This window comes from Coprococcus sp. AF21-14LB (genome assembly GCF_003458885.1).
In the GTDB taxonomy this organism is placed as follows: Bacteria; Bacillota; Clostridia; order Lachnospirales; family Lachnospiraceae; genus UBA9414.
Window position 1 is genome coordinate 43,007 of record NZ_QRVX01000013.1, and the last position, 18,381, is coordinate 61,387.

Annotated in this window: 32 protein-coding genes and 1 pseudogene; all 33 read right to left on the reverse strand. The window is 39.9% G+C overall.

What is annotated here, in order from left to right:
• Window positions 1–36 precede the first annotated feature (36 nt).
• The 33 genes and pseudogenes from DWX73_RS05010 to DWX73_RS05180 all read right to left on the reverse strand — a co-directional run bounded on the left by DWX73_RS05010 (window position 37) and on the right by DWX73_RS05180 (window position 18,281).
• The gene (locus tag DWX73_RS05010; protein ID WP_118347454.1) at window positions 37–996 is read right to left on the reverse strand and encodes a DNA-directed RNA polymerase subunit alpha; all 960 of its coding nucleotides are present in this window, start codon (window positions 994–996) and stop codon (window positions 37–39) included.
• A gap of 62 nt (window positions 997–1,058) precedes the next feature.
• Complete coding sequence (rpsD, locus tag DWX73_RS05015) at window positions 1,059–1,652, reverse strand: 30S ribosomal protein S4 (protein ID WP_118347456.1); 594 nt, start codon at window positions 1,650–1,652, stop codon at window positions 1,059–1,061.
• A 20-nt stretch (window positions 1,653–1,672) separates the two neighbouring features.
• The gene (gene rpsK / locus DWX73_RS05020) at window positions 1,673–2,068 is read right to left on the reverse strand and encodes a 30S ribosomal protein S11 (protein ID WP_004607272.1); all 396 of its coding nucleotides are present in this window, start codon (window positions 2,066–2,068) and stop codon (window positions 1,673–1,675) included.
• A 98-nt stretch (window positions 2,069–2,166) separates the two neighbouring features.
• On the reverse strand, window positions 2,167–2,535 hold the full coding sequence (gene rpsM / locus DWX73_RS05025; RefSeq protein ID WP_118347458.1) for a 30S ribosomal protein S13: 369 nt from the start codon (window positions 2,533–2,535) through the stop codon (window positions 2,167–2,169).
• A 385-nt stretch (window positions 2,536–2,920) separates the two neighbouring features.
• Complete coding sequence (rpmJ, locus tag DWX73_RS05030; RefSeq protein ID WP_003497809.1) at window positions 2,921–3,034, reverse strand: 50S ribosomal protein L36; 114 nt, start codon at window positions 3,032–3,034, stop codon at window positions 2,921–2,923.
• A 112-nt stretch (window positions 3,035–3,146) separates the two neighbouring features.
• On the reverse strand, window positions 3,147–3,365 hold the full coding sequence (gene infA, locus DWX73_RS05035) for a translation initiation factor IF-1 (protein WP_118347460.1): 219 nt from the start codon (window positions 3,363–3,365) through the stop codon (window positions 3,147–3,149).
• A 1-nt stretch (window position 3,366) separates the two neighbouring features.
• Window positions 3,367–3,633 carry a KOW domain-containing RNA-binding protein gene (locus DWX73_RS05040; RefSeq protein ID WP_118347462.1) on the reverse strand — a complete coding sequence of 89 codons (267 nt, stop codon included), beginning with the start codon at window positions 3,631–3,633 and terminating at the stop codon, window positions 3,367–3,369.
• 64 nt (window positions 3,634–3,697) lie between these two features.
• Entirely contained in the window at window positions 3,698–4,342 is a 645-nt protein-coding gene (locus DWX73_RS05045) for an adenylate kinase (protein WP_118347464.1), read from the reverse strand.
• A 75-nt stretch (window positions 4,343–4,417) separates the two neighbouring features.
• Window positions 4,418–5,734, reverse strand: a complete 1,317-nt coding sequence (secY, locus tag DWX73_RS05050) for a preprotein translocase subunit SecY (protein ID WP_118347466.1) — start codon at window positions 5,732–5,734, stop codon at window positions 4,418–4,420.
• Window positions 5,734–6,174: a 50S ribosomal protein L15 gene (rplO, locus tag DWX73_RS05055; RefSeq protein ID WP_118347468.1), complete on the reverse strand. Its 441-nt coding sequence runs from the start codon at window positions 6,172–6,174 to the stop codon at window positions 5,734–5,736. The genes secY and rplO overlap by 1 nt, the downstream gene beginning before the upstream one ends.
• 22 nt (window positions 6,175–6,196) lie before the next feature.
• Window positions 6,197–6,376: a 50S ribosomal protein L30 gene (gene rpmD / locus DWX73_RS05060; protein ID WP_118347470.1), complete on the reverse strand. Its 180-nt coding sequence runs from the start codon at window positions 6,374–6,376 to the stop codon at window positions 6,197–6,199.
• Between the two features lie 16 nt (window positions 6,377–6,392).
• Complete coding sequence (gene rpsE, locus DWX73_RS05065) at window positions 6,393–6,902, reverse strand: 30S ribosomal protein S5 (protein ID WP_118347472.1); 510 nt, start codon at window positions 6,900–6,902, stop codon at window positions 6,393–6,395.
• Between the two features lie 12 nt (window positions 6,903–6,914).
• Window positions 6,915–7,283, reverse strand: coding sequence for a 50S ribosomal protein L18 (rplR, locus tag DWX73_RS05070; protein ID WP_118347474.1), 369 nt, complete (start codon window positions 7,281–7,283; stop codon window positions 6,915–6,917).
• Between the two features lie 17 nt (window positions 7,284–7,300).
• Window positions 7,301–7,843 (reverse strand): 50S ribosomal protein L6, encoded by a 543-nt coding sequence (gene rplF, locus DWX73_RS05075; protein ID WP_118347476.1) that lies wholly within the window; start codon window positions 7,841–7,843, stop codon window positions 7,301–7,303.
• A 60-nt stretch (window positions 7,844–7,903) separates the two neighbouring features.
• Window positions 7,904–8,305: a 30S ribosomal protein S8 gene (gene rpsH, locus DWX73_RS05080; RefSeq protein WP_118347478.1), complete on the reverse strand. Its 402-nt coding sequence runs from the start codon at window positions 8,303–8,305 to the stop codon at window positions 7,904–7,906.
• 108 nt (window positions 8,306–8,413) lie between these two features.
• Window positions 8,414–8,599 carry a type Z 30S ribosomal protein S14 gene (locus DWX73_RS05085; RefSeq protein WP_118347480.1) on the reverse strand — a complete coding sequence of 62 codons (186 nt, stop codon included), beginning with the start codon at window positions 8,597–8,599 and terminating at the stop codon, window positions 8,414–8,416.
• 16 nt (window positions 8,600–8,615) lie between these two features.
• Entirely contained in the window at window positions 8,616–9,155 is a 540-nt protein-coding gene (rplE, locus tag DWX73_RS05090) for a 50S ribosomal protein L5 (RefSeq protein ID WP_118347482.1), read from the reverse strand.
• A gap of 23 nt (window positions 9,156–9,178) precedes the next feature.
• Window positions 9,179–9,490 carry a 50S ribosomal protein L24 gene (rplX, locus tag DWX73_RS05095; RefSeq protein ID WP_118347484.1) on the reverse strand — a complete coding sequence of 104 codons (312 nt, stop codon included), beginning with the start codon at window positions 9,488–9,490 and terminating at the stop codon, window positions 9,179–9,181.
• Window positions 9,491–9,503: 13 nt separating this feature from the next.
• Window positions 9,504–9,872 (reverse strand): 50S ribosomal protein L14, encoded by a 369-nt coding sequence (rplN, locus tag DWX73_RS05100; RefSeq protein ID WP_118347486.1) that lies wholly within the window; start codon window positions 9,870–9,872, stop codon window positions 9,504–9,506.
• 20 nt (window positions 9,873–9,892) lie between these two features.
• Entirely contained in the window at window positions 9,893–10,147 is a 255-nt protein-coding gene (gene rpsQ, locus DWX73_RS05105; RefSeq protein WP_118347488.1) for a 30S ribosomal protein S17, read from the reverse strand.
• A 32-nt stretch (window positions 10,148–10,179) separates the two neighbouring features.
• Window positions 10,180–10,383, reverse strand: coding sequence for a 50S ribosomal protein L29 (rpmC, locus tag DWX73_RS05110; protein ID WP_118347490.1), 204 nt, complete (start codon window positions 10,381–10,383; stop codon window positions 10,180–10,182).
• Entirely contained in the window at window positions 10,373–10,810 is a 438-nt protein-coding gene (rplP, locus tag DWX73_RS05115) for a 50S ribosomal protein L16 (RefSeq protein WP_118347492.1), read from the reverse strand. Before rplP ends, rpmC begins: the two co-directional genes overlap by 11 nt.
• Window positions 10,810–11,466: a 30S ribosomal protein S3 gene (gene rpsC / locus DWX73_RS05120; protein ID WP_118347494.1), complete on the reverse strand. Its 657-nt coding sequence runs from the start codon at window positions 11,464–11,466 to the stop codon at window positions 10,810–10,812. The genes rplP and rpsC overlap by 1 nt, the downstream gene beginning before the upstream one ends.
• Before the next feature lie 11 nt (window positions 11,467–11,477).
• Entirely contained in the window at window positions 11,478–11,864 is a 387-nt protein-coding gene (gene rplV / locus DWX73_RS05125) for a 50S ribosomal protein L22 (RefSeq protein WP_118347496.1), read from the reverse strand.
• Between the two features lie 31 nt (window positions 11,865–11,895).
• Window positions 11,896–12,177, reverse strand: coding sequence for a 30S ribosomal protein S19 (gene rpsS, locus DWX73_RS05130; protein ID WP_118347498.1), 282 nt, complete (start codon window positions 12,175–12,177; stop codon window positions 11,896–11,898).
• A 24-nt stretch (window positions 12,178–12,201) separates the two neighbouring features.
• The gene (rplB, locus tag DWX73_RS05135) at window positions 12,202–12,999 is read right to left on the reverse strand and encodes a 50S ribosomal protein L2 (protein ID WP_118347500.1); all 798 of its coding nucleotides are present in this window, start codon (window positions 12,997–12,999) and stop codon (window positions 12,202–12,204) included.
• Between the two features lie 127 nt (window positions 13,000–13,126).
• Window positions 13,127–13,426: a 50S ribosomal protein L23 gene (rplW, locus tag DWX73_RS05140; protein WP_118347502.1), complete on the reverse strand. Its 300-nt coding sequence runs from the start codon at window positions 13,424–13,426 to the stop codon at window positions 13,127–13,129.
• The gene (gene rplD / locus DWX73_RS05145) at window positions 13,426–14,046 is read right to left on the reverse strand and encodes a 50S ribosomal protein L4 (RefSeq protein WP_118347504.1); all 621 of its coding nucleotides are present in this window, start codon (window positions 14,044–14,046) and stop codon (window positions 13,426–13,428) included. The genes rplW and rplD overlap by 1 nt, the downstream gene beginning before the upstream one ends.
• 28 nt (window positions 14,047–14,074) lie before the next feature.
• Window positions 14,075–14,755 (reverse strand): 50S ribosomal protein L3, encoded by a 681-nt coding sequence (rplC, locus tag DWX73_RS05150; RefSeq protein WP_118347506.1) that lies wholly within the window; start codon window positions 14,753–14,755, stop codon window positions 14,075–14,077.
• 71 nt (window positions 14,756–14,826) lie between these two features.
• Complete coding sequence (gene rpsJ, locus DWX73_RS05155) at window positions 14,827–15,144, reverse strand: 30S ribosomal protein S10 (RefSeq protein ID WP_118347508.1); 318 nt, start codon at window positions 15,142–15,144, stop codon at window positions 14,827–14,829.
• Between the two features lie 421 nt (window positions 15,145–15,565).
• The gene (locus DWX73_RS05165) at window positions 15,566–15,757 is read right to left on the reverse strand and encodes a hypothetical protein (protein WP_118347512.1); all 192 of its coding nucleotides are present in this window, start codon (window positions 15,755–15,757) and stop codon (window positions 15,566–15,568) included.
• Window positions 15,758–15,851: 94 nt separating this feature from the next.
• Window positions 15,852–17,099 (reverse strand): annotated as a pseudogene (gene prdD, locus DWX73_RS13890) (proline reductase cluster protein PrdD).
• Window positions 17,100–17,222: 123 nt separating this feature from the next.
• Complete coding sequence (locus DWX73_RS05180) at window positions 17,223–18,281, reverse strand: phospholipase D-like domain-containing protein (RefSeq protein WP_118347518.1); 1,059 nt, start codon at window positions 18,279–18,281, stop codon at window positions 17,223–17,225.
• Between the last annotated feature and the right edge of the window lie 100 nt (window positions 18,282–18,381).

Here is an 18,381-nt window from a genome sequence, read left to right on the forward strand (position 1 = left end):
CGTCTGGTTATGCGTCTTCGGGCTTACTAGCCAGAATTATTCTTCTCCCGGATTTAATTCTAATCCGAGCTCTTTTAATTTCGCAAGTACTTCTTCAAGAGACTTACGTCCGAGGTTACGAACTTTCATCATATCCTCCGGAGTTCTGTTTGTAAGTTCTTCTACAGTATTGATACCTGCACGTTTCAGGCAGTTGTATGAACGAACGGAAAGTTCAAGTTCATCAATGCTCATCTCAAGGACTTTTTCTTTCTCATCGTCCTCTTTCTCAATCATAACTTCTGCTGCCTGAGCAACTTCTGAAAGATCGATGAAGAGTTTCAGATGTTCGTTAAGTACCTTCGCTGCAAGACTGACTGCTTCATCCGGCACGAGTGTTCCATTTGTATAAACATCAAGTGTCAGTTTATCGTAGTCAGTAATCTGTCCGACACGCGTATTCTGAACTGTCAGGTTTACACGTTCTACCGGTGTGTAGATAGAATCAATCGGAATGACACCAATTGGAAGGTCTTCTCGTTTATTCTTCTCTGCACTTACATAACCTCTGCCTTTTGTAATCGTCAGTTCCATGTATAATTTGCTGTCTACGCCTCCGTTCAAAGTTGCGATCACTGTGTCCGGATTCATAATTTCGATATCAGGATCTGCCTGAATATCTGCAGCTGTTACTACACCTTCACCTTCGAAGTCAATATAAGCAGTCTTTGGTTCATCTGTTTCTGAAGAATTTTTGATAGCTAAAGTCTTGAGATTCATGATGATCTCTGTCACGTCTTCTTTTACGCCCGGAATTGAGCTGAATTCGTGAAGTACACCTTCAATCTTTACCTGACTGATAGCAGCTCCCGGAAGAGAAGAAAGCATAATTCTTCTCAGGGAGTTTCCAAGTGTAGTACCGTAACCTCTTTCGAGCGGCTCTACAACAAATCTGCCATATTTTTTATCTTCTGAAATCTCAGTAATTTCGATATTTGGTTTATTAAAATCAAACACTACAAAGCCCTCCTTATGGGTTAATAAAATGTTGAGGGTTCCTTCTATTTAAACCTTATGGCCTATTTAGAATATAACTCGACGATTAACATTTCGTCAACCGGTACATCAATTGCTTCACGGTGTGGAAGTTCTTTTACTGCACCTTTTAAGTTTTCAGCATCAACATCTAACCATTCCGGAACTAATCTTCCGCCTGTTACTTCTAGGATGTCTTTGTATCTCTGAGAACCTTTGCATTTTTCTTTGATTTCAATTGTATCTCCGGCTTTTACAAGGTAAGACGGGATGTTTACCTGTTTTCCGTTAACTAAAACGTGTTTGTGGTCAACGATCTGACGAGCTTCACGTCTTGTTCTTGCAAATCCAAGACGGAATACAACGTTATCTAATCTTGACTCAAGAAGAACCATAAGGTTTTCACCAGTCATACCACTCATGCGCTGAGCTTTCTTGAAGTAGTTACGGAAAGGTTTTTCTAATACACCGTAGATGAATTTAGCTTTCTGTTTCTCGCGTAACTGGAGACCATACTCGCTCATTTTTCTATTTGCTCTTTTTAACTGTCTGTTAGATTTTTTATCAATTCCTAAGTAGATTGGGTCCATTCCTAATGAACGGCATCTTTTAAGAACCGGAACTCTATTTACTGCCATGTTCTTCTATCCTCCTAAAATTAGACTCTTCTGCGTTTTGGTGGACGGCAACCATTATGTGGTACCGGAGTTACATCTTTGATACTTGTTACATCAATACCGCATGCCTGTAATGCACGGATTGCTGCTTCTCTTCCTGAACCCGGTCCTTTTACCATAACGTCTACTGATTTCAGACCATGAACTAATGCTGCTTTAGCTGCTGTTTCAGCTGCCATCTGTGCAGCATATGGAGTAGATTTCCTTGAACCTCTAAATCCAAGACCACCGGCACTTGCCCATGATAAAGCATTTCCCTGTGCATCTGTCAATGTAACGATTGTATTATTGAAAGATGACTGGATATGTGCCTGTCCGCGTTCAACGTTTTTCTTGACACGTTTTTTTGTCACTTTTTTTGTAACTTTTTTAGCCATTTAAACTAACCTACACTTTCCTATATGATATAATTTCTTCGTTTCTAAATCTTTAAGCTGCATCATGCAGCCCGTCCAAACCGAATGCAGTTGCTTTATTATTTTTTCTTGTTAGCAACAGTTCTCTTCGGGCCTTTTCTTGTTCTGGCATTTGTTTTTGTCTTCTGTCCACGAACAGGAAGTCCTTTTCTATGACGGATACCTCTGTAGCATCCAATCTCCTGTAATCTCTTGATGTTTAAAGCGATTTCTCTACGAAGATCACCTTCTACCATCTGTGTTTCATCGATTACAGCACTGATTTTCTTAACTTCATCATCTGTTAAGTCTCTTACACGAGTATCTGGATTTACACCAGCCTCTGTTAAAATACGGTTCGCACTTACTCTTCCGATTCCATAAATATAAGTAAGTCCGATTTCTACACGTTTGTCTCTTGGTAAGTCTACACCAGCAATACGAGCCATTGTAAAATTCCTCCATTTTGAATTCTGTCAGTCCGCTCACACAGCTCCTTGTCGCCAAAGCCTGAAATGTGTGTGTGATGACTGCTCTTATTAATATTGTCTCAAATTGGGGAGTAAGAAAAGTTTTTTCACTCCCAGCCGCGCGACCGCGCAGCCTTTCCGGCCACCTTACGGTAATGACGAGCCGGTATTATAAGCAATATACCAGGGATCGAATATGGTATGTGACACCCGATCCTTACACCAATGTGCCTGTAGAAGACTCTGGTGCGTCCTTGTATATTTTAATAGCAGTTCCACACGACCGTGTGTGTCATCTGCTACAGCCGCCTAATGAAAATGTTGCACTCTTTTTTTAAGTGCGGGATACAAACATAGTCAATAATTACCCCTGACGCTGTTTGTGCTTAGGATTCTCACAGATTACTCTGATGCTTCCTTTTCTCTTGATGATTTTGCATTTTTCGCAAATCGGTTTAACTGATGATCTAACCTTCACGTCAAATCCTCCTTTCCCTAAGTGCCTGCCTACATTTCAATAACTTGCGAAGAAAACTCCGCAAGCGTACGCTAATTATTATAGCACCTTTATCCCTGGAAAGTCAATAGTTTTATTTATCTCTCCAGATAATTCTTCCTTTTGACAAATCATACGGAGACAGCTCCAATGTTACTTTATCTCCAGGTAAGATTTTAATAAAGTTCATACGGAGTTTCCCACTGATATGAGCCAGCACCTGATGTCCGTTCTCAAGTTCTACTCTGAACATTGCGCTTGGCAGTTTTTCAATTACAACTCCTTCAATTTCAATCACGTCACTCTTTGACATACTATTCCTCCTTGTGTCCGGTCTTACGTTCCTGAACATAATCTTTTATTATTTTTTTGATTTTTACATTGTCTGCTTCGGATATCTCATAATATCTGCAAATAGGCTGAACATGTATCTTTCGCTTCTTTTTCGGCTTATCGATCATTCTATGTACGCCGTCAACAACATAAATGTATGAGCCCTCTTCTTTCCATATGAGATATATCTGATCTTTATCATGTCCCGCTTTTGATTTTACAAGCATTCCCGTTCTCATGTCAATCATATTTTATCCTCTTTTGGCAAAGTAAGGAACACCGGATCACCGGACTTATTTGTGATTGGCATCCCTATTCACCTAAAATTCTTTTGATATCATCAAATACAGCTTCAAGGTTCTGTGTTCCATCGATCGTTTTCAGAATGCCTTCTTCAGCATAATAGTCGATCAGAGGTTTTGTCTGTTCATGATACACCCCAAGACGTTTTGTTACCGTCTCTGGCTTATCATCATCGCGAAGTACGAGCTCGCTGCCGCATACATCACAGATTCCTTCTGTTTTTGGCGCTGCATAAACAACATGATATGTAGCCCCACAGGAGATGCAGGCTCTTCTTCCTGCCATACGTTTTACGATATTCTCATCCGGAACATCTACATTAAGTGCATAGTCTAAATGTTCTCCCAATCCGCTCAGCGCTTTGTCGAGAGCTTCTGCCTGTGGGATTGTTCTTGGAAAACCATCAAGCACATAACCATTTTTGCAGTCATCATGCTCAACACGATCGATTACAAGATTTACTGTCAGTTCATCCGGAACAAGAAGTCCCTGATCCATGTAAGTCTTGGCCTGTTTTCCGAGCTCTGTTCCCTCTTTAATATTCGCGCGGAAAATGTCACCTGTAGAAATATGAGGAATCTGATATTTCTCTGATATTTTTTTTGCCTGAGTTCCTTTACCAGCTCCAGGAGCACCTAACATAATTATCTTCATAAAAAATCTCCTTATAGCGTTTTAACCCGCGAGATTTCTCTGAATAATTTCCAAGAAAAACCCGCGAGCTAAATATTAATTGTTCAAAAATCCTTTATAGTTACGCACAAGCATCTGTGATTCAATTTGTTTAATTGTCTCCAGAACGACACCTACAATAATGATGAGTGAAGTACCGCCAAATGAAACACTGGCATTAAACACACCATTAAAGAAAAATGGTACGATCTGAACAAGAATCAGTCCGCATACACCGATAAAGATAATCTTGTTTAAAATCTTTGTCAGGTAATCGACTGTTGGTTTACCCGGACGGATACCCGGAATAAATCCACCGCTCTTTTTCATATTATTTGCAATTTCTAACGGATTAAATGTAATAGAAGTATAGAAATATGCAAAAAATACAGTTAAAAGGATGTAAACCAGAAGTCCCCAGGAATATTTCAGCTGATCCGGATTACACCAGTTCTCGGAATTAAGTCCGCGTAAAATCTCACTTCCGATACCTGTTCCATTCCCCTTTCCTAAGAAAGATGCAATGATAATCGGTGTCTGCATCAGTGATGATGCGAAAATAACCGGAATAACACCAGCTGTATTAACTTTCAGCGGAATATTTGAGGAACGACCGCCAAAGCTTTTTCTTCCCTGAATCTTCTGAGAATACTGAACCGCGATTCTTCTTTCCCCATCCTGTAAAATAATAACAAATACAACAAGGAAAATAATAATCGCAAGAATGATCACACCCGCAAGTCCAGCTTTTGCAAGGCTTTTGCCTTTCATAAACTGTTCATACAATCTTGTGAGATCACTTGGAACACGAGAAAGAATATTAATCAGCAACACGATTGAAATACCATTGCCGACACCCTTTTCTGTGATCCTTTCGCCAATCCACATCAAGAATGCGGAACCGGCTGTTAAAGCAATTACAACAACTGCAGCATTTACAAAATTATATTCTACCAGAAGTCCCTGACGTCCAAATCCAACAGCCATTGCTGTAGACTGGATCAGTGCAAGAACAACCGTCACATAACGGGTAATTGTTGCAATCTTCTTTCTTCCGTCAGCGCCCTCTTTCTGCATTTCTTCAAGTTTTGGAATTGCAATTGTGAGCAGCTGCATGATGATAGAAGAAGTGATATACGGTGTAATGCTTAACGCAAATACAGACATTCTCTCAAAAGAACCACCGGTGAAGGCGTTAAAGAAATTAAACGCTTCACCAGTCTGGTTTGCAAAGAAGTTCTGAATGTAAGTTGGATCTACTCCCGGAGTCGGAAGCTGTGATCCGATTCGCACTACGATCAACATTAAAAATGTATAGATGATTTTCTTACGAATATCCTCAATTTGAAATGCTTTTCGGAATGTCTTAAGCATTAGATCACCTCTGCTTTTCCACCAAGTCCTTCAATTTTAGCTTTTGCGCCTTCACTGAATGCATTAACCTGTACTGTAAGTTTTTTAGTTAATTCACCGTTGCCAAGAATCTTCACACCATCTCTTGGGTTTTTAACAATTCCTGCCTCGATCAATGTATCTACAGTTACTACTGCATCATTTTCGAATACCTCTAATGCGCTAACATTAATACCTACGATTGTCTTAGAGTTTCTGCAAGTGAAACCTCTCTTTGGCAATCTTCTGTATAACGGCATCTGACCACCTTCAAAGCCTGGTCTCGGTGCTCCTGAACGAGCTTTCTGACCTTTATGACCTTTACCTGCAGTCTTACCGTTTCCTGAACCGTGTCCACGGCCTCTTCTGAAATTATCGTTCTGTTTTGAACCATCAGCTGGTCTTAAGTTTGATAAGTCCATTGTGACACCTCCTTATCTATTATTATACCTCTTCAACTTTTACAAGATATTCAACCTGTTTTACCATACCTCTTGTTGCGGCGTTATCTGGTAAAATAACAGTTTTGTTAAGTTTCTTTAAACCTAAAGCTTCTACTGTTCTTTTGTGCTTCGGTACAGCACCGATAGTAGATTTCACTAATGTTACTTTTAAATTTGCCATTTTATGCTCTCCTTCCTTAGCCTAAAATCTCTTCTACAGATTTGCCACGAAGTTTAGCAACTGCTTCCGGAGTTTTTACCTGGCTTAAACCAGCGATCGTAGCAAGAACTACGTTCTGTTTGTTGTTTGAACCAAGAGATTTTGTACGGATGTTCTTAATTCCAGCCATCTCGATTACCGCACGCGCAGGACCACCTGCGATAACTCCAGTACCTTCCGGTGCTTTCTTCAGTAACACGGAAGCGCTTCCGAATTTACCATATAAGTCATGTGTAATACTTTCGTTTTCATCTAAAGCAACAGTCACTAATTTTTTCATAGCGTCTTCTTTTCCTTTGCGGATAGCTTCCGGAATTTCTGTTGCTTTTCCTAAACCTGCACCAACATGGCCATTTCCATCACCAACAACTACTAAAGCTGTGAATCTGAAGTTACGACCACCTTTAACAACTTTGGTTACACGTTTAATTGATACTACTTTTTCTGTTAATTCTAATGAACTAGCATCAATACGATTCTGTCTCATGTGTCTTTCCTCCTAGAATTTTAATCCAGCTTCTCTAGCTGCGTCTGCTAATGCTTTTACTTTACCGTGGTAAATGAATCCGCCTCTGTCAAATACGACTTCTTCAATACCTTTTTCGATTGCTTTTTTAGCGATAACTGTTCCAAGGTATGCTGCTGCTTCAACGTTGTTTGTTTTCTCAAGCTCAGCTTTCACATCTTTCTGAAGAGTGGAAGCAGAAACCAGAGTGTTTCCTACTGTATCGTCAATGATCTGAGCATACATATGATTATTGCTTCTGAACACAGCTAAACGCGGTCTCTCAGCAGTTCCGCTGAAACGATTACGTAATTTTCTATGTTTATTTACACGAACTTCTGTTCTTGATTTTTTACTAACCATTTTCGCACTCTCCTTAATTATTTCTTACCAGTCTTACCAACTTTACGTCTGATAACTTCATCAGCATATTTAATACCTTTTCCTTTGTACGGTTCAGGTCTTCTCTTATCTCTGATTTCAGCTGCGTACTGTCCAACTTTTTCTTTATCGATACCTTTAACTGTGATTTTGTTCTGTCCTTCAACAACACTTTCAATGCCTTCCGGATCGATCATTTCAACTGGATGAGAGTATCCGAGGTTCAGTGTTAATTTATTTCCTGATTTAGACGCTCTGTAACCTACACCGTTTACTTCAAGAACTTTTTCGTAACCGTTTGTTACACCAACAACCATGTTATTGATCAGAGTTCTTGTTAAACCATGTAAAGATTTCATTTTCTTTAAATCGTTTGGTCTTGTTACAACGATTGCATCGTCTTCTTTTTTGATTTCCATTTCAACTGGAAGCTCTCTTACAAGAGTTCCTTTAGGACCTGTTACAGTCACTTTGTTATTCTCAGCGATTTCAACAGTTACACCTGCTGGAATAGCTACCGGCAGTCTTCCTATACGTGACATTGCCTTTACCTCCTACTTAAATTCTCGGAACGGATATGATATCCGCTCTGTTTTCAGTTACTACCAAATAAAGCAAAGAACTTCTCCGCCTACACCTTTTGCTCTGGCTTCTTTATCTGTGATCACACCCTGGTTTGTAGAGATGATAGCTGTTCCAAGTCCACCAAGAACTCTCGGAAGCTCATCTTTACCAGCGTATACACGAAGACCTGGTTTTGAGATTCTCTTCAGTCCAGAAATAACTTTTTCGTTTTTATCTGCACCGTATTTTAATGTGATATGGATTGTTTTGAACACTCCATCTTCAATAAGGTCATATTTTGTAATATATCCTTCGTCTAAAAGAATATTTGCAATAGCAAGTTTCATTTTTGATGCCGGAACATCTACTGTATCATGTTTTGCAGTATTTGCGTTACGGATTCTTGTAAGCATATCTGCGATTGGATCACTCATAGTCATTTGAAGTTGCCTCCTTAAAAATATTATTGATTTGTTTCTTTTATAAACATCCTTCAGATGCCGCCCTGGCCGAAAAGCCCGGCGGCGCTGCTACGGATATCCTACTGCCTACCAGCTGGCTTTTCTTACGCCCGGGATTTCTCCCTTGTATGCTAATTCACGGAAGCAAACTCTGCAAATTCCGTATTTTCTTAAATATGCATGTGGACGACCACAAATTCTGCAGCGGTTGTATTCTCTAGTAGAGAATTTCTGTTTGCGCTGCTGTTTTAATTTCATTGCTGTCTTTGCCATGAATTTCCCTCCTTAATTATTTCGCAAATGGCATGTTAAACTGTCTTAAAAGTTCACGAGCTTCTTCGTCAGTTTTTGCTGTTGTAACAAAAATTACGTCCATACCTCTCACTTTATCTACTTTATCGTATTCGATTTCAGGGAAAATCAGCTGTTCTTTGATTCCAAGAGCATAGTTACCTCTTCCATCAAATGCGTTCGGGTTAACACCGCGGAAGTCACGTACACGAGGTAATGCAAGGTTCACTAAACGATCAACGAACTCATACATTTTTTCTCCTCTTAAAGTAACTTTACATCCGATCGGCATACCTTCTCTGATTTTGAAGTTCGCTACGGAATTCTTAGCTCTTGTAACGACAGCTTTCTGTCCGGAAATTTTTTCCATATCAGCGATAGCTGCGTCTAAAAGCTTAGCATTGTCTTTTGCTTCACCTACACCCATGTTGATAACAACTTTATCGAGTTTCGGTACTTCCATGATATTTTTATATCCAAATTTCTTGATCATTGCATCAATGATCTCGTTCTGATACTGTTCTTTCAGTCTACTCAACGCCCTGTACCTCCTTCCTAAAATTAATCAATTACTTCGCCTGTTGATTTTGCAAAACGAACTTTTTTGTCTCCATCCATTTTGAAACCTACTCTTGTAGCTGTTCCTTTGTGAATGTACATTACGTTTGAAATATCAATCGGGCCTTCCTGATGAATGATTCCGCCGTTCTGATTAGCAGCACTTGGTTTTGTGTGCTTTGTCAGCATGTTGATTCCTTCAACAAGAACTGTGCGGTTTTTAGGATTTACGGAAATAACTTTTCCTTCTTTGTCTTTATCTTTTCCAGCGATTACTTTAACTAAATCACCTTTTTTAATTTTCATAGTTGACATCCTCGGCACCTCCCTATAATACTTCCGGAGCCAGAGATACGATCTTCATGAACTGTTTTTCACGAAGTTCTCTTGCTACTGGTCCAAAAATACGAGTTCCTCTTGGGTTTTTGTCATCTTTAATAATTACAGCTGCGTTTTCATCGAAACGGATGTAAGAACCATCTTTACGACGTGTGCTCTTTACTGTACGAACAACAACAGCTTTCACTACATCACCTTTTTTAACAACGCCGCCTGGTGTTGCATCTTTAACAGAAGCAACGATAACGTCGCCGATATTAGCATATCTTCTAGTAGAGCCACCTAATACGCGGATGCAAAGAAGTTCTTTTGCTCCTGTATTGTCTGCTACTTTCAGTCTACTTTCTTGCTGAATCATTGCAGGTAAACCTCCTTCAATTATTTAACTTTTTCCATAACTTCGACAAGTCTCCATCTCTTATCTTTTGATAACGGTCTTGTCTCCATAACTTTTACTTTATCACCAATGTTGCATTCGTTGTTCTCATCATGTGCTTTTAATTTGTATGTTCTCTTCACGATTTTGTTGTAAAGAGGATGTTTTACATGGTTCTCAACTGCAACTACGATTGTTTTATCCATCTTGTTGCTGATAACCTTACCAACACGAGTTTTTCTAAGGTTTCTTTCCACAACTGTCACTCCTTTCCGGACTTGCTCAATAATTATTTACCAGCGTTTTCAGTGATTGCTGTCTGAATTCTGGCAATATTTCTTCTAACTTCTTTGATTCTGCTTGTGTTATCTAACTGATTTGTTGCGTTCTGGAATCTTAAGTTGAAAAGTTCCTTTTTAGCAGCTACTAATTCTTCATTTAATTCTGCAGCTGATTTTGTCTTTAAATCTTCTACAAATGTCTTAATTTTCACTGTTATCACCGCCTTCTAAGTCTGCGCGAGAAACTATTTTACATTTACAAGGTAACTTGTGTGTTGCAAGACGAAGAGCTTCTCTAGCTACTTCTTCCGGAACTCCTGAAATCTCGAACATTACACGGCCCGGTTTTACAACAGCTACCCAGTATTCTAATGTTCCTTTACCGGAACCCATACGAGTCTCAGCTGGTTTTGTAGTTACTGGTTTATCTGGGAATATTTTGATCCAAACTTTACCACCACGTTTGATGTAACGTGTCATAGCGATACGGGCAGCTTCGATCTGGTTTGAACGAATCCAGCATGGCTCCGTTGCAACGATACCATATTCACCATTTGAAATCGTATTTCCTCTTAAGGCTTTACCTTTCATAGAGCCACGGAACTGTTTACGACGTTTTACTCTTTTTGGCATTAACATTATTTATCGCTCCCTTCCTTAGTTGCCTTTGTTGGAAGAACTTCGCCTTTGTAGATCCAAACTTTCACACCTACTTTTCCGTAAGTTGTGTCAGCTTCTGCGAAGCCATAATCAATATCTGCTCTTAATGTCTGAAGCGGAATTGTTCCTTCGCTGTAGAACTCTGTACGAGCCATATCAGCTCCGCCAAGACGTCCGGAAACTGCTGTTTTAACACCAAGTGCTCCGGCTTTCATTGTTCTTGACATACAAGATTTCATAGCACGTCTGAAAGAGATACGGTTCTCTAACTGTAATGCAATGTTCTCAGCTACTAACTGAGCATCTTTGTCTGGTCTCTTGATTTCTTTAATATCAACAATAAGTTTTTTATCTGTAAATTTCTGAAGTTCTGCTTTTACTTTCTCGATCTCAGAACCGCCTTTACCAATTACTACACCTGGTTTAGCTGTGTAGATAATGATTTTTACACGGTCAGAAGCTCTTTCGATTTCGATTTTAGAAACTCCAGCACTGTATAATTTCTTCTTAAGAAATGTTCTGATCTTGTGGTCCTCTACTAAGCAGTCTGCAAAATCAGCTTCTGCATACCATTTAGAGTCCCAGTCTTTAATAACACCGACTCTTAAGCCATGAGGATTAACTTTCTGTCCCATGATTGCCCTCCTTATCTTTCATTCAGCACAAGTGTAATGTGGCTCATTCTCTTTTCGATTCTGTAAGCTCTGCCCTGTGCTCTCGGTCTGATTCTCTTCATTGTTGGTCCTTTATTTGCATAGCATTCTTCAATATAAAGGTTCTCAGCGTTCATACCGTTATTGTTTTCAGCGTTAGCGATTGCTGATTCTAATAATTTCTTTATAATACTTGAAGCATATCTTGGGTTGTATGTTAAAATACCAAGTGCTGTTGTTACATCCTTACCTCTGATGGCATCCAATACGAAACATGCTTTCTGAACAGATACTCTTGCGTAAGATAACTTAGCTGATGGTCTGTTGTCTTTCTGAGCATTTCTCTCTCTCTTGATTTGGGATCTATGTCCTTTAGCCATGGATGAAACCTCCTTTCGAATACGTTATCTATTATCTAACTCTTGATTTCTTTTCGTCTTTTCCGTGTCCTCTATATGTTCTTGTAGCAACGAACTCTCCGAGTTTGTGGCCTACCATATCTTCTGTAACATATACCGGAACGTGTTTTCTTCCGTCGTGAACAGCGATTGTGTGTCCAACGAATGAAGGGAAGATTGTTGAACGACGTGACCATGTCTTAATAACTGATTTATCACCTGCAGCGTTCATAGCATCTACTTTTTTCAGTAAGCTTGCATCTGCAAATGGTCCTTTCTTCAGTGAACGAGCCATTAGGTTTTACCTCCTTGAAATGAATTATTTAATACCTTTTCCGTCTCTTCTTCTTACGATTAATTTGTTAGAAGATTTGTTTTTCTTTCTTGTCTTGAGACCAAGTGCAGGTTTGCCCCAAGGTGTACATGGACCCGGACGTCCGATTCCACATTTACCTTCACCACCACCGTGCGGATGGTCATTAGGGTTCATAACAGAACCACGAACTGTTGGGCGGATACCCATGTGACGTTTACGTCCTGCTTTACCTACGTTGATCAGGTTGTGCTCGCCGTTACCAACTACACCGATAGATGCGCGGCATACAAGCGGAACCATTCTCATTTCACCAGATGGTAATCTAAGTGTTGCGTATTTTCCTTCTTTAGCCATTAACTGAGCGCTGTTTCCAGCTGAACGAACAAGCTGTCCGCCGCGTCCCGGATAAAGCTCAATGTTATGGATCTGTGTACCAACCGGGATTTCAGAAAGCGGCAGGCAGTTTCCTACTCTAACTTCTGCTTCCGGTCCGTTCATAACTTTCATACCGTCTGTTAATCCCTGTGGAGCTAAGATGTATGCTTTTTCTCCATCAGCGTAGCAGATCAGTGCGATGTTAGCTGTTCTGTTTGGATCGTATTCGATTCCGATTACTGTAGCCGGAACTCCGTCTTTATTTCTCTTGAAATCGATTACTCTGTATTTTCTCTTTTCTCCGCCTCCGCGGTGTCTTACTGTGATTTTACCCTGTGCATTACGACCAGCTGTTTTCTTCAGAGAAACTACTAATGATTTCTCTGGAGTTGTCTTTGTGATTTCTGCGAAATCAGAGCTTGTCATATGTCTTCTGGAAGGTGTGTAAGGGCTATATGTTTTATTCCCATTACTGTCTCTCCTTTCAACTCCTAATTATTCGTTTCACGGATTTGCACCGTATATAGTTTCAATTCTGTTCGCGGACTACTTCTTACAGTCCTTCGAAGATCTCGATATCTGCGCTGTCAGCTGTTAACTGAACGATCGCTTTCTTTGTTTTAGCTGTTTTTCCAACTGTCATTCCACGTCTTTTGGATTTTCCATCCATATTCATTGTGTGAACACTTGCAACTTTTGTTCCTGCGAACATTTTTTCAACAGCTTCTTTTACCTGATTTTTTGTTGCTTCTGTGTGTACTAAGAAAGTATATTTCTTTTCACCCATAAGCTCCATGCTCTTCTCAGTGATAACTGGTTTGAGGATTACGTCATAATATTTAATGTTTGCCATTATGCATACACCTCCTCGATTTTTTCAACAGCTGCCTTTGTAGCGATAACTGTGTTATATTTTAAGATGTCATATACATTAATTGTATTTGTATGTGCTGTCTTCACATCTGCGATATTTCTCGCAGAGATTTCAGCATTTTTGTTTCCATCTTCAAGAACTACTAAAGCTTTGTTTACTTTTAAGTTGTTCAGCATATTCTGGAAATTCTTTGTTTTGATTTCAGCGAAGTTCATCTCATCAACTACGATGAATTTCTGTTCTGCAACTCTTGATGTAAGAGCAGATTTCAGAGCAGCTCTCTTCTCTTTTTTGTTTAATTTGAAAGAGTAGTCTCTTGGTGTTGGAGCAAATACAACTCCACCGCCTGTCCACTGTGGAGATCTTGTTGAACCCTGTCTTGCATGACCTGTTCCTTTCTGTCTCCATGGTTTTCTTCCGCCTCCGGAAACTTCAGAACGTGTTTTAGCTTTCTGTGTTCCCTGACGTTTATTTGCAAGCTGGCTTACAACTGCCATGTGCACTAAGTGTTCGTTTACTTCAACACCGAATACTGCATCATTTAAGTCGATTGTTCCAACTTCTTTACCTTCGATATTGTAAACAGCTACGTTTGCCATTTATGTGTTCCTCCTTTCCTGATGAAACCTATTTAGATTTCACAGATTCCTTAATTGTCACTAATGATTTTTTCGGTCCCGGTACTGAACCCTTAACTAAGATAAGGTTGTTCTCTGCATCCACTCTCACTACTTCAAGATTCTGAACTGTGATTTTTTTGCTTCCCATATGTCCTGGCATCTTTTTGCCTTTGAACACTTTACTCGGATCAGATGCAGCGCCGTTGGAACCTGCGTGACGGTGGAATTTAGAACCGTGAGCCATAGGTCCTCTGTGCTGATTATGTCTCTTAATAGCACCCTGGAATCCTTTACCTTTTGAAATAGCTGTTGCATCAATCTTATCGCCTGCTGCGAAGATATCTGCTTTGATTTCCTGGCCAAGTGCATATTCTTCAGCGTTTTCAAACTTGAACTCGCGAACGAATTTCTTTCCAGCAACACCAGCTTTTTCAAAATGTCCTTTTTCAGCTTTTGTTACACCGTGTCTGTGCACGATTTCTTTCTTACCGTTCTTGTCTGTGTTTACGATTCTGTCTTTTTTGTCAACGAATCCGACCTGAACAGCTTTGTAACCGTCATTGTCTTCTGTCTTAACCTGTGTTACTACACATGGTCCAGCCTGAAGTACAGTTACCGGAGTTAAAACTCCATGCTCGTTGAAGATTTGAGTCATTCCGACTTTTGTAGCTAAGATAGCTTTCTTCATTATTCTTACCTCCTGTGATTTACAGCGGAACACTTTATGTGTTCATCCTAAATTTTAGGATTGATACTGTCTTATTTGTTTTTCATTTTGATGTCGATATATACACCAGCCGGCATTTCTAATCTTGATAATGCATCAACAGTTTTCTGTGTTGGTGTGATGATATCGATCAGTCTTTTATGAGTTCTCTGTTCGAACTGTTCTCTGGAATCTTTGTATTTGTGAGTTGCTCTTAAGATTGTAACAACTTCTTTCTTTGTCGGTAACGGCACCGGTCCGCTCACCTGTGATCCATTCTTTTTAACAGTTTCGATGATTTTTTTAGCAGATGCATCAACTAACTGATGATCATATGCTTTTAATGTGATTCTCATTACTTGACTTGCCATAAAAAAAGTCGCCTCCTTTTCGTACTTTCAAACTCAGTACGACAAGCGGTGACTGTACACTCTCCCGTGTGTGTCCTCTTATACCCACACGTTGTTACCATATTTCAATGGCTGTTATGAATTCGTACAGTGACTTGTCGCCAGTTTCCTAACTTGACATTCGCTCCACGGAAAACCTGCCATGCGGTATTGCCTTCCATCCCACAGGCAGCAACCTCACGCTTCAACGCTATCATGTCACAGCTTTTTTATTATATAAGATGATCCGTCAGATTTCAAGTATTTTTTTATAATATTTTTACAAATTATTGCACTTTTTCCAAAACATTGAATTCTAACGTTTTTTCTACATTTCTTTTGTGCATTATTGCCGAATCCAGATTTGTATCCGCTCACTCCATGCCGTCTTTCCGGCTTTTCTTTATTCTTCTTCGCCATCCTCTTTTTTATTGCTTACCGCAGTAAGAAGTTCCAATGTAATCGCAACTGCCGCAATCATAACAATGATTACCTTTGCATATAATGCCCATTCTGCCCCAAGATATCTTTCAGATAGTCCCATTCCAATCATCGCTAACAACACTGTAATTACTACTTTTATGATTCTGGCCATATTTCCTCCTTATACTTTCCATTTTATAATCATTCTCTTCCTTATATAATAAAGAAGATTCCCATACCATCCTTCAATGATTCCATCCATGCAGTTATTTACACATTTTCCTCATTTTCAGTTTCAGCATCGCTGCAGCCTTTCTTGCATCTAATGTATTTACGCTATTTTCACCAAGCACACATGTTTCTACCCCTGATGGATTCTTATTAATATCAACAATCGCATCCAGATTATCGCTCTCCACAACAAACTGTCCGGCTGTTCCGCAAAAATCCAGTCCCGCAACTGCAATCCCCCGTTTTGCAAGCTGGTCTACTGTATTCACATAATCTACATCGCTATTTCCCCAGCCGTCTGATGAAATAATCACACCATCTGCCCGCATCGCTTCTGCCCATACAGCTGCCCGTGTCCCCACAAGCATTTTATCTGCATTTCCATCCGGTGTTCCCACAAGCATAATTCCCATCAGATCCAATTCTTCATCTGCAGACACAATTTCAAGCAGCGGATCATGAAAGTGATGACGTGATGTTTCCTTTGTCGATGGTCCAATTCCCATAACTAATTCCTCCTACTGCATTGATCTAATAATTCCATCCCGGTATTCGTTCGGCGTCACAATGACCGGCATATTTCCCATATCAATAATCGAGCGGCCGCCTTCCACTCCAGACGGTTCCTTCGCAAATAAGTGTGTATCGTACATTGCTCCCTGACCTGCCACCTGTTTGATAATAAGTACCCGTTTTTTACCTGTCCGTACAATATCGTGATATTCATGGCGCTCTGTGCAGCGGCTTCCCTGAAACATCTTCATCTGATCGCGCAGCTGCTGCAAAAGCATATCACAAACACGGTGGGCAGCTGTCACTCCGGAACGTTCCTGCCCCTGTCCCGCTTCAAACGTTACATCGACAGAGATAATATAATCCGACACTTCCGGCGTCCCCGCCCGACCAAACTTTACCTGTTCTTTTAAGATTCCCTCAGAAGAGCCAAATTCTGCCGTCTGTATCCCGTTAACATCTACCCCTGTCAAAATTGCACACACTCCCGTTAATGTATGGGTAATTCCTTCTCCGATTTCTCCGAGTACCTTTGTTGAAATCGGTATCACATCCATAATCGTATTCGTAAATCGCTCATGATCATATGGCGGAATCAACTCAATCTTTACCGAATGAATCGCCGGCTCTTTTTCCACAATTTCATTTAACGAATACGGATCAATCTTCATCCATCCATCAACGCTGACTTCATTCTTTTCCCCCACAGTTACTTCTTCTATATGAAACGTCTTAATCACAAGACGCCGCAGATCTTTTGTTTCACTCATGTTCATCACCTTTATCAACTATTCTCATCTGCAAACTGCATACACAATTAGTATACACTCCATTTCTCACCTTGTCATTGCTTTTCTAAAAAAATTTATCCTTCGCCGCCGTCAGACACCACTTTACATTAGCGGTGCAAACGGCAGGAAAATACTCTCTAAGATCCGTTCTTTTCTGTCTCGCCCCCGGAACGCATCCCAAGTGTAAGAATCACACTCAGAAATATCATGATCATAAATCTTGTTATATCGCTGTACAAGCTGATTTTCATAAAAGACACCGCAGACTTCATCATCCACCATCAAACTTCGTATATCCATATTTACCGAGCCTACACAGCACAGTTCATCATCAATAATCATCGTCTTCGCATGGATATATCCTCTGTATTTATAAACTTTTGTTCCATATTCAAGCAATTGACCGCTATAATAATTTGTAACCGGATCCAAGAAGAAGCTTGCCTTAATCCCCGGAATCATTAACTCAATCTCCACCCCGGAAGCTGCTGCCGTCTTTAATGCATCCAGAATCGAAGCATCTGGGATAAAATATGGAGATTGAATTCGAATACGCTTCTTTGCACTTCGTATCATACTCAAATAGCACATCTTAACCGCTTCCTTATCTGTGTCTACACCACCCGCAATAAATTGACAATAAGATGATGTCATTTCATATGATTCCTGCTTCATCTCTTTCAGGTAGTGAATCGTATTTTCCCAGTCACAGCGCTTAATTGAACAGAGCCAGTCTTTTAAAAAATATGTATTCAAAATCGATGTGCATGCTCCCTCCAGGCGAATCTGTGTATCCCTCCACGGGTTTTTCACGCGATCCATATTTGCGTATTGTTTTCCGATATTCATTCCTCCAATATACGAAATTTTCTGATCGATCGAGACAATCTTTCTATGACTTCTATAATGGGTAAAATATGGTTTCACACGCACAACTTTTCCTCCGGCATCTTCAAGCGGCCGGAACATCTTCTTAGGCGTGGAAAGATTTGCAATAAAATCACACATTACCCATACTTCCACACCTTCACTTGCTTTTTTTGTCAAAACTTCCACAAGCTTCTCTCCAACCATATCATGATGGATTGTATAAAATTCAATAAAAATGCACGTTTTAGCCTGTTCCAGATCTTTAAAAAGCTGGGTATAATGCAATGTCATTAAGTTAAGGAAAAATAATTAGATTCTTATATTAGAAATAATATAGGAGTCTTTTTATTTTGTAAAAATAGTTGACAAACAAGATAGAATGTGCGGCCGC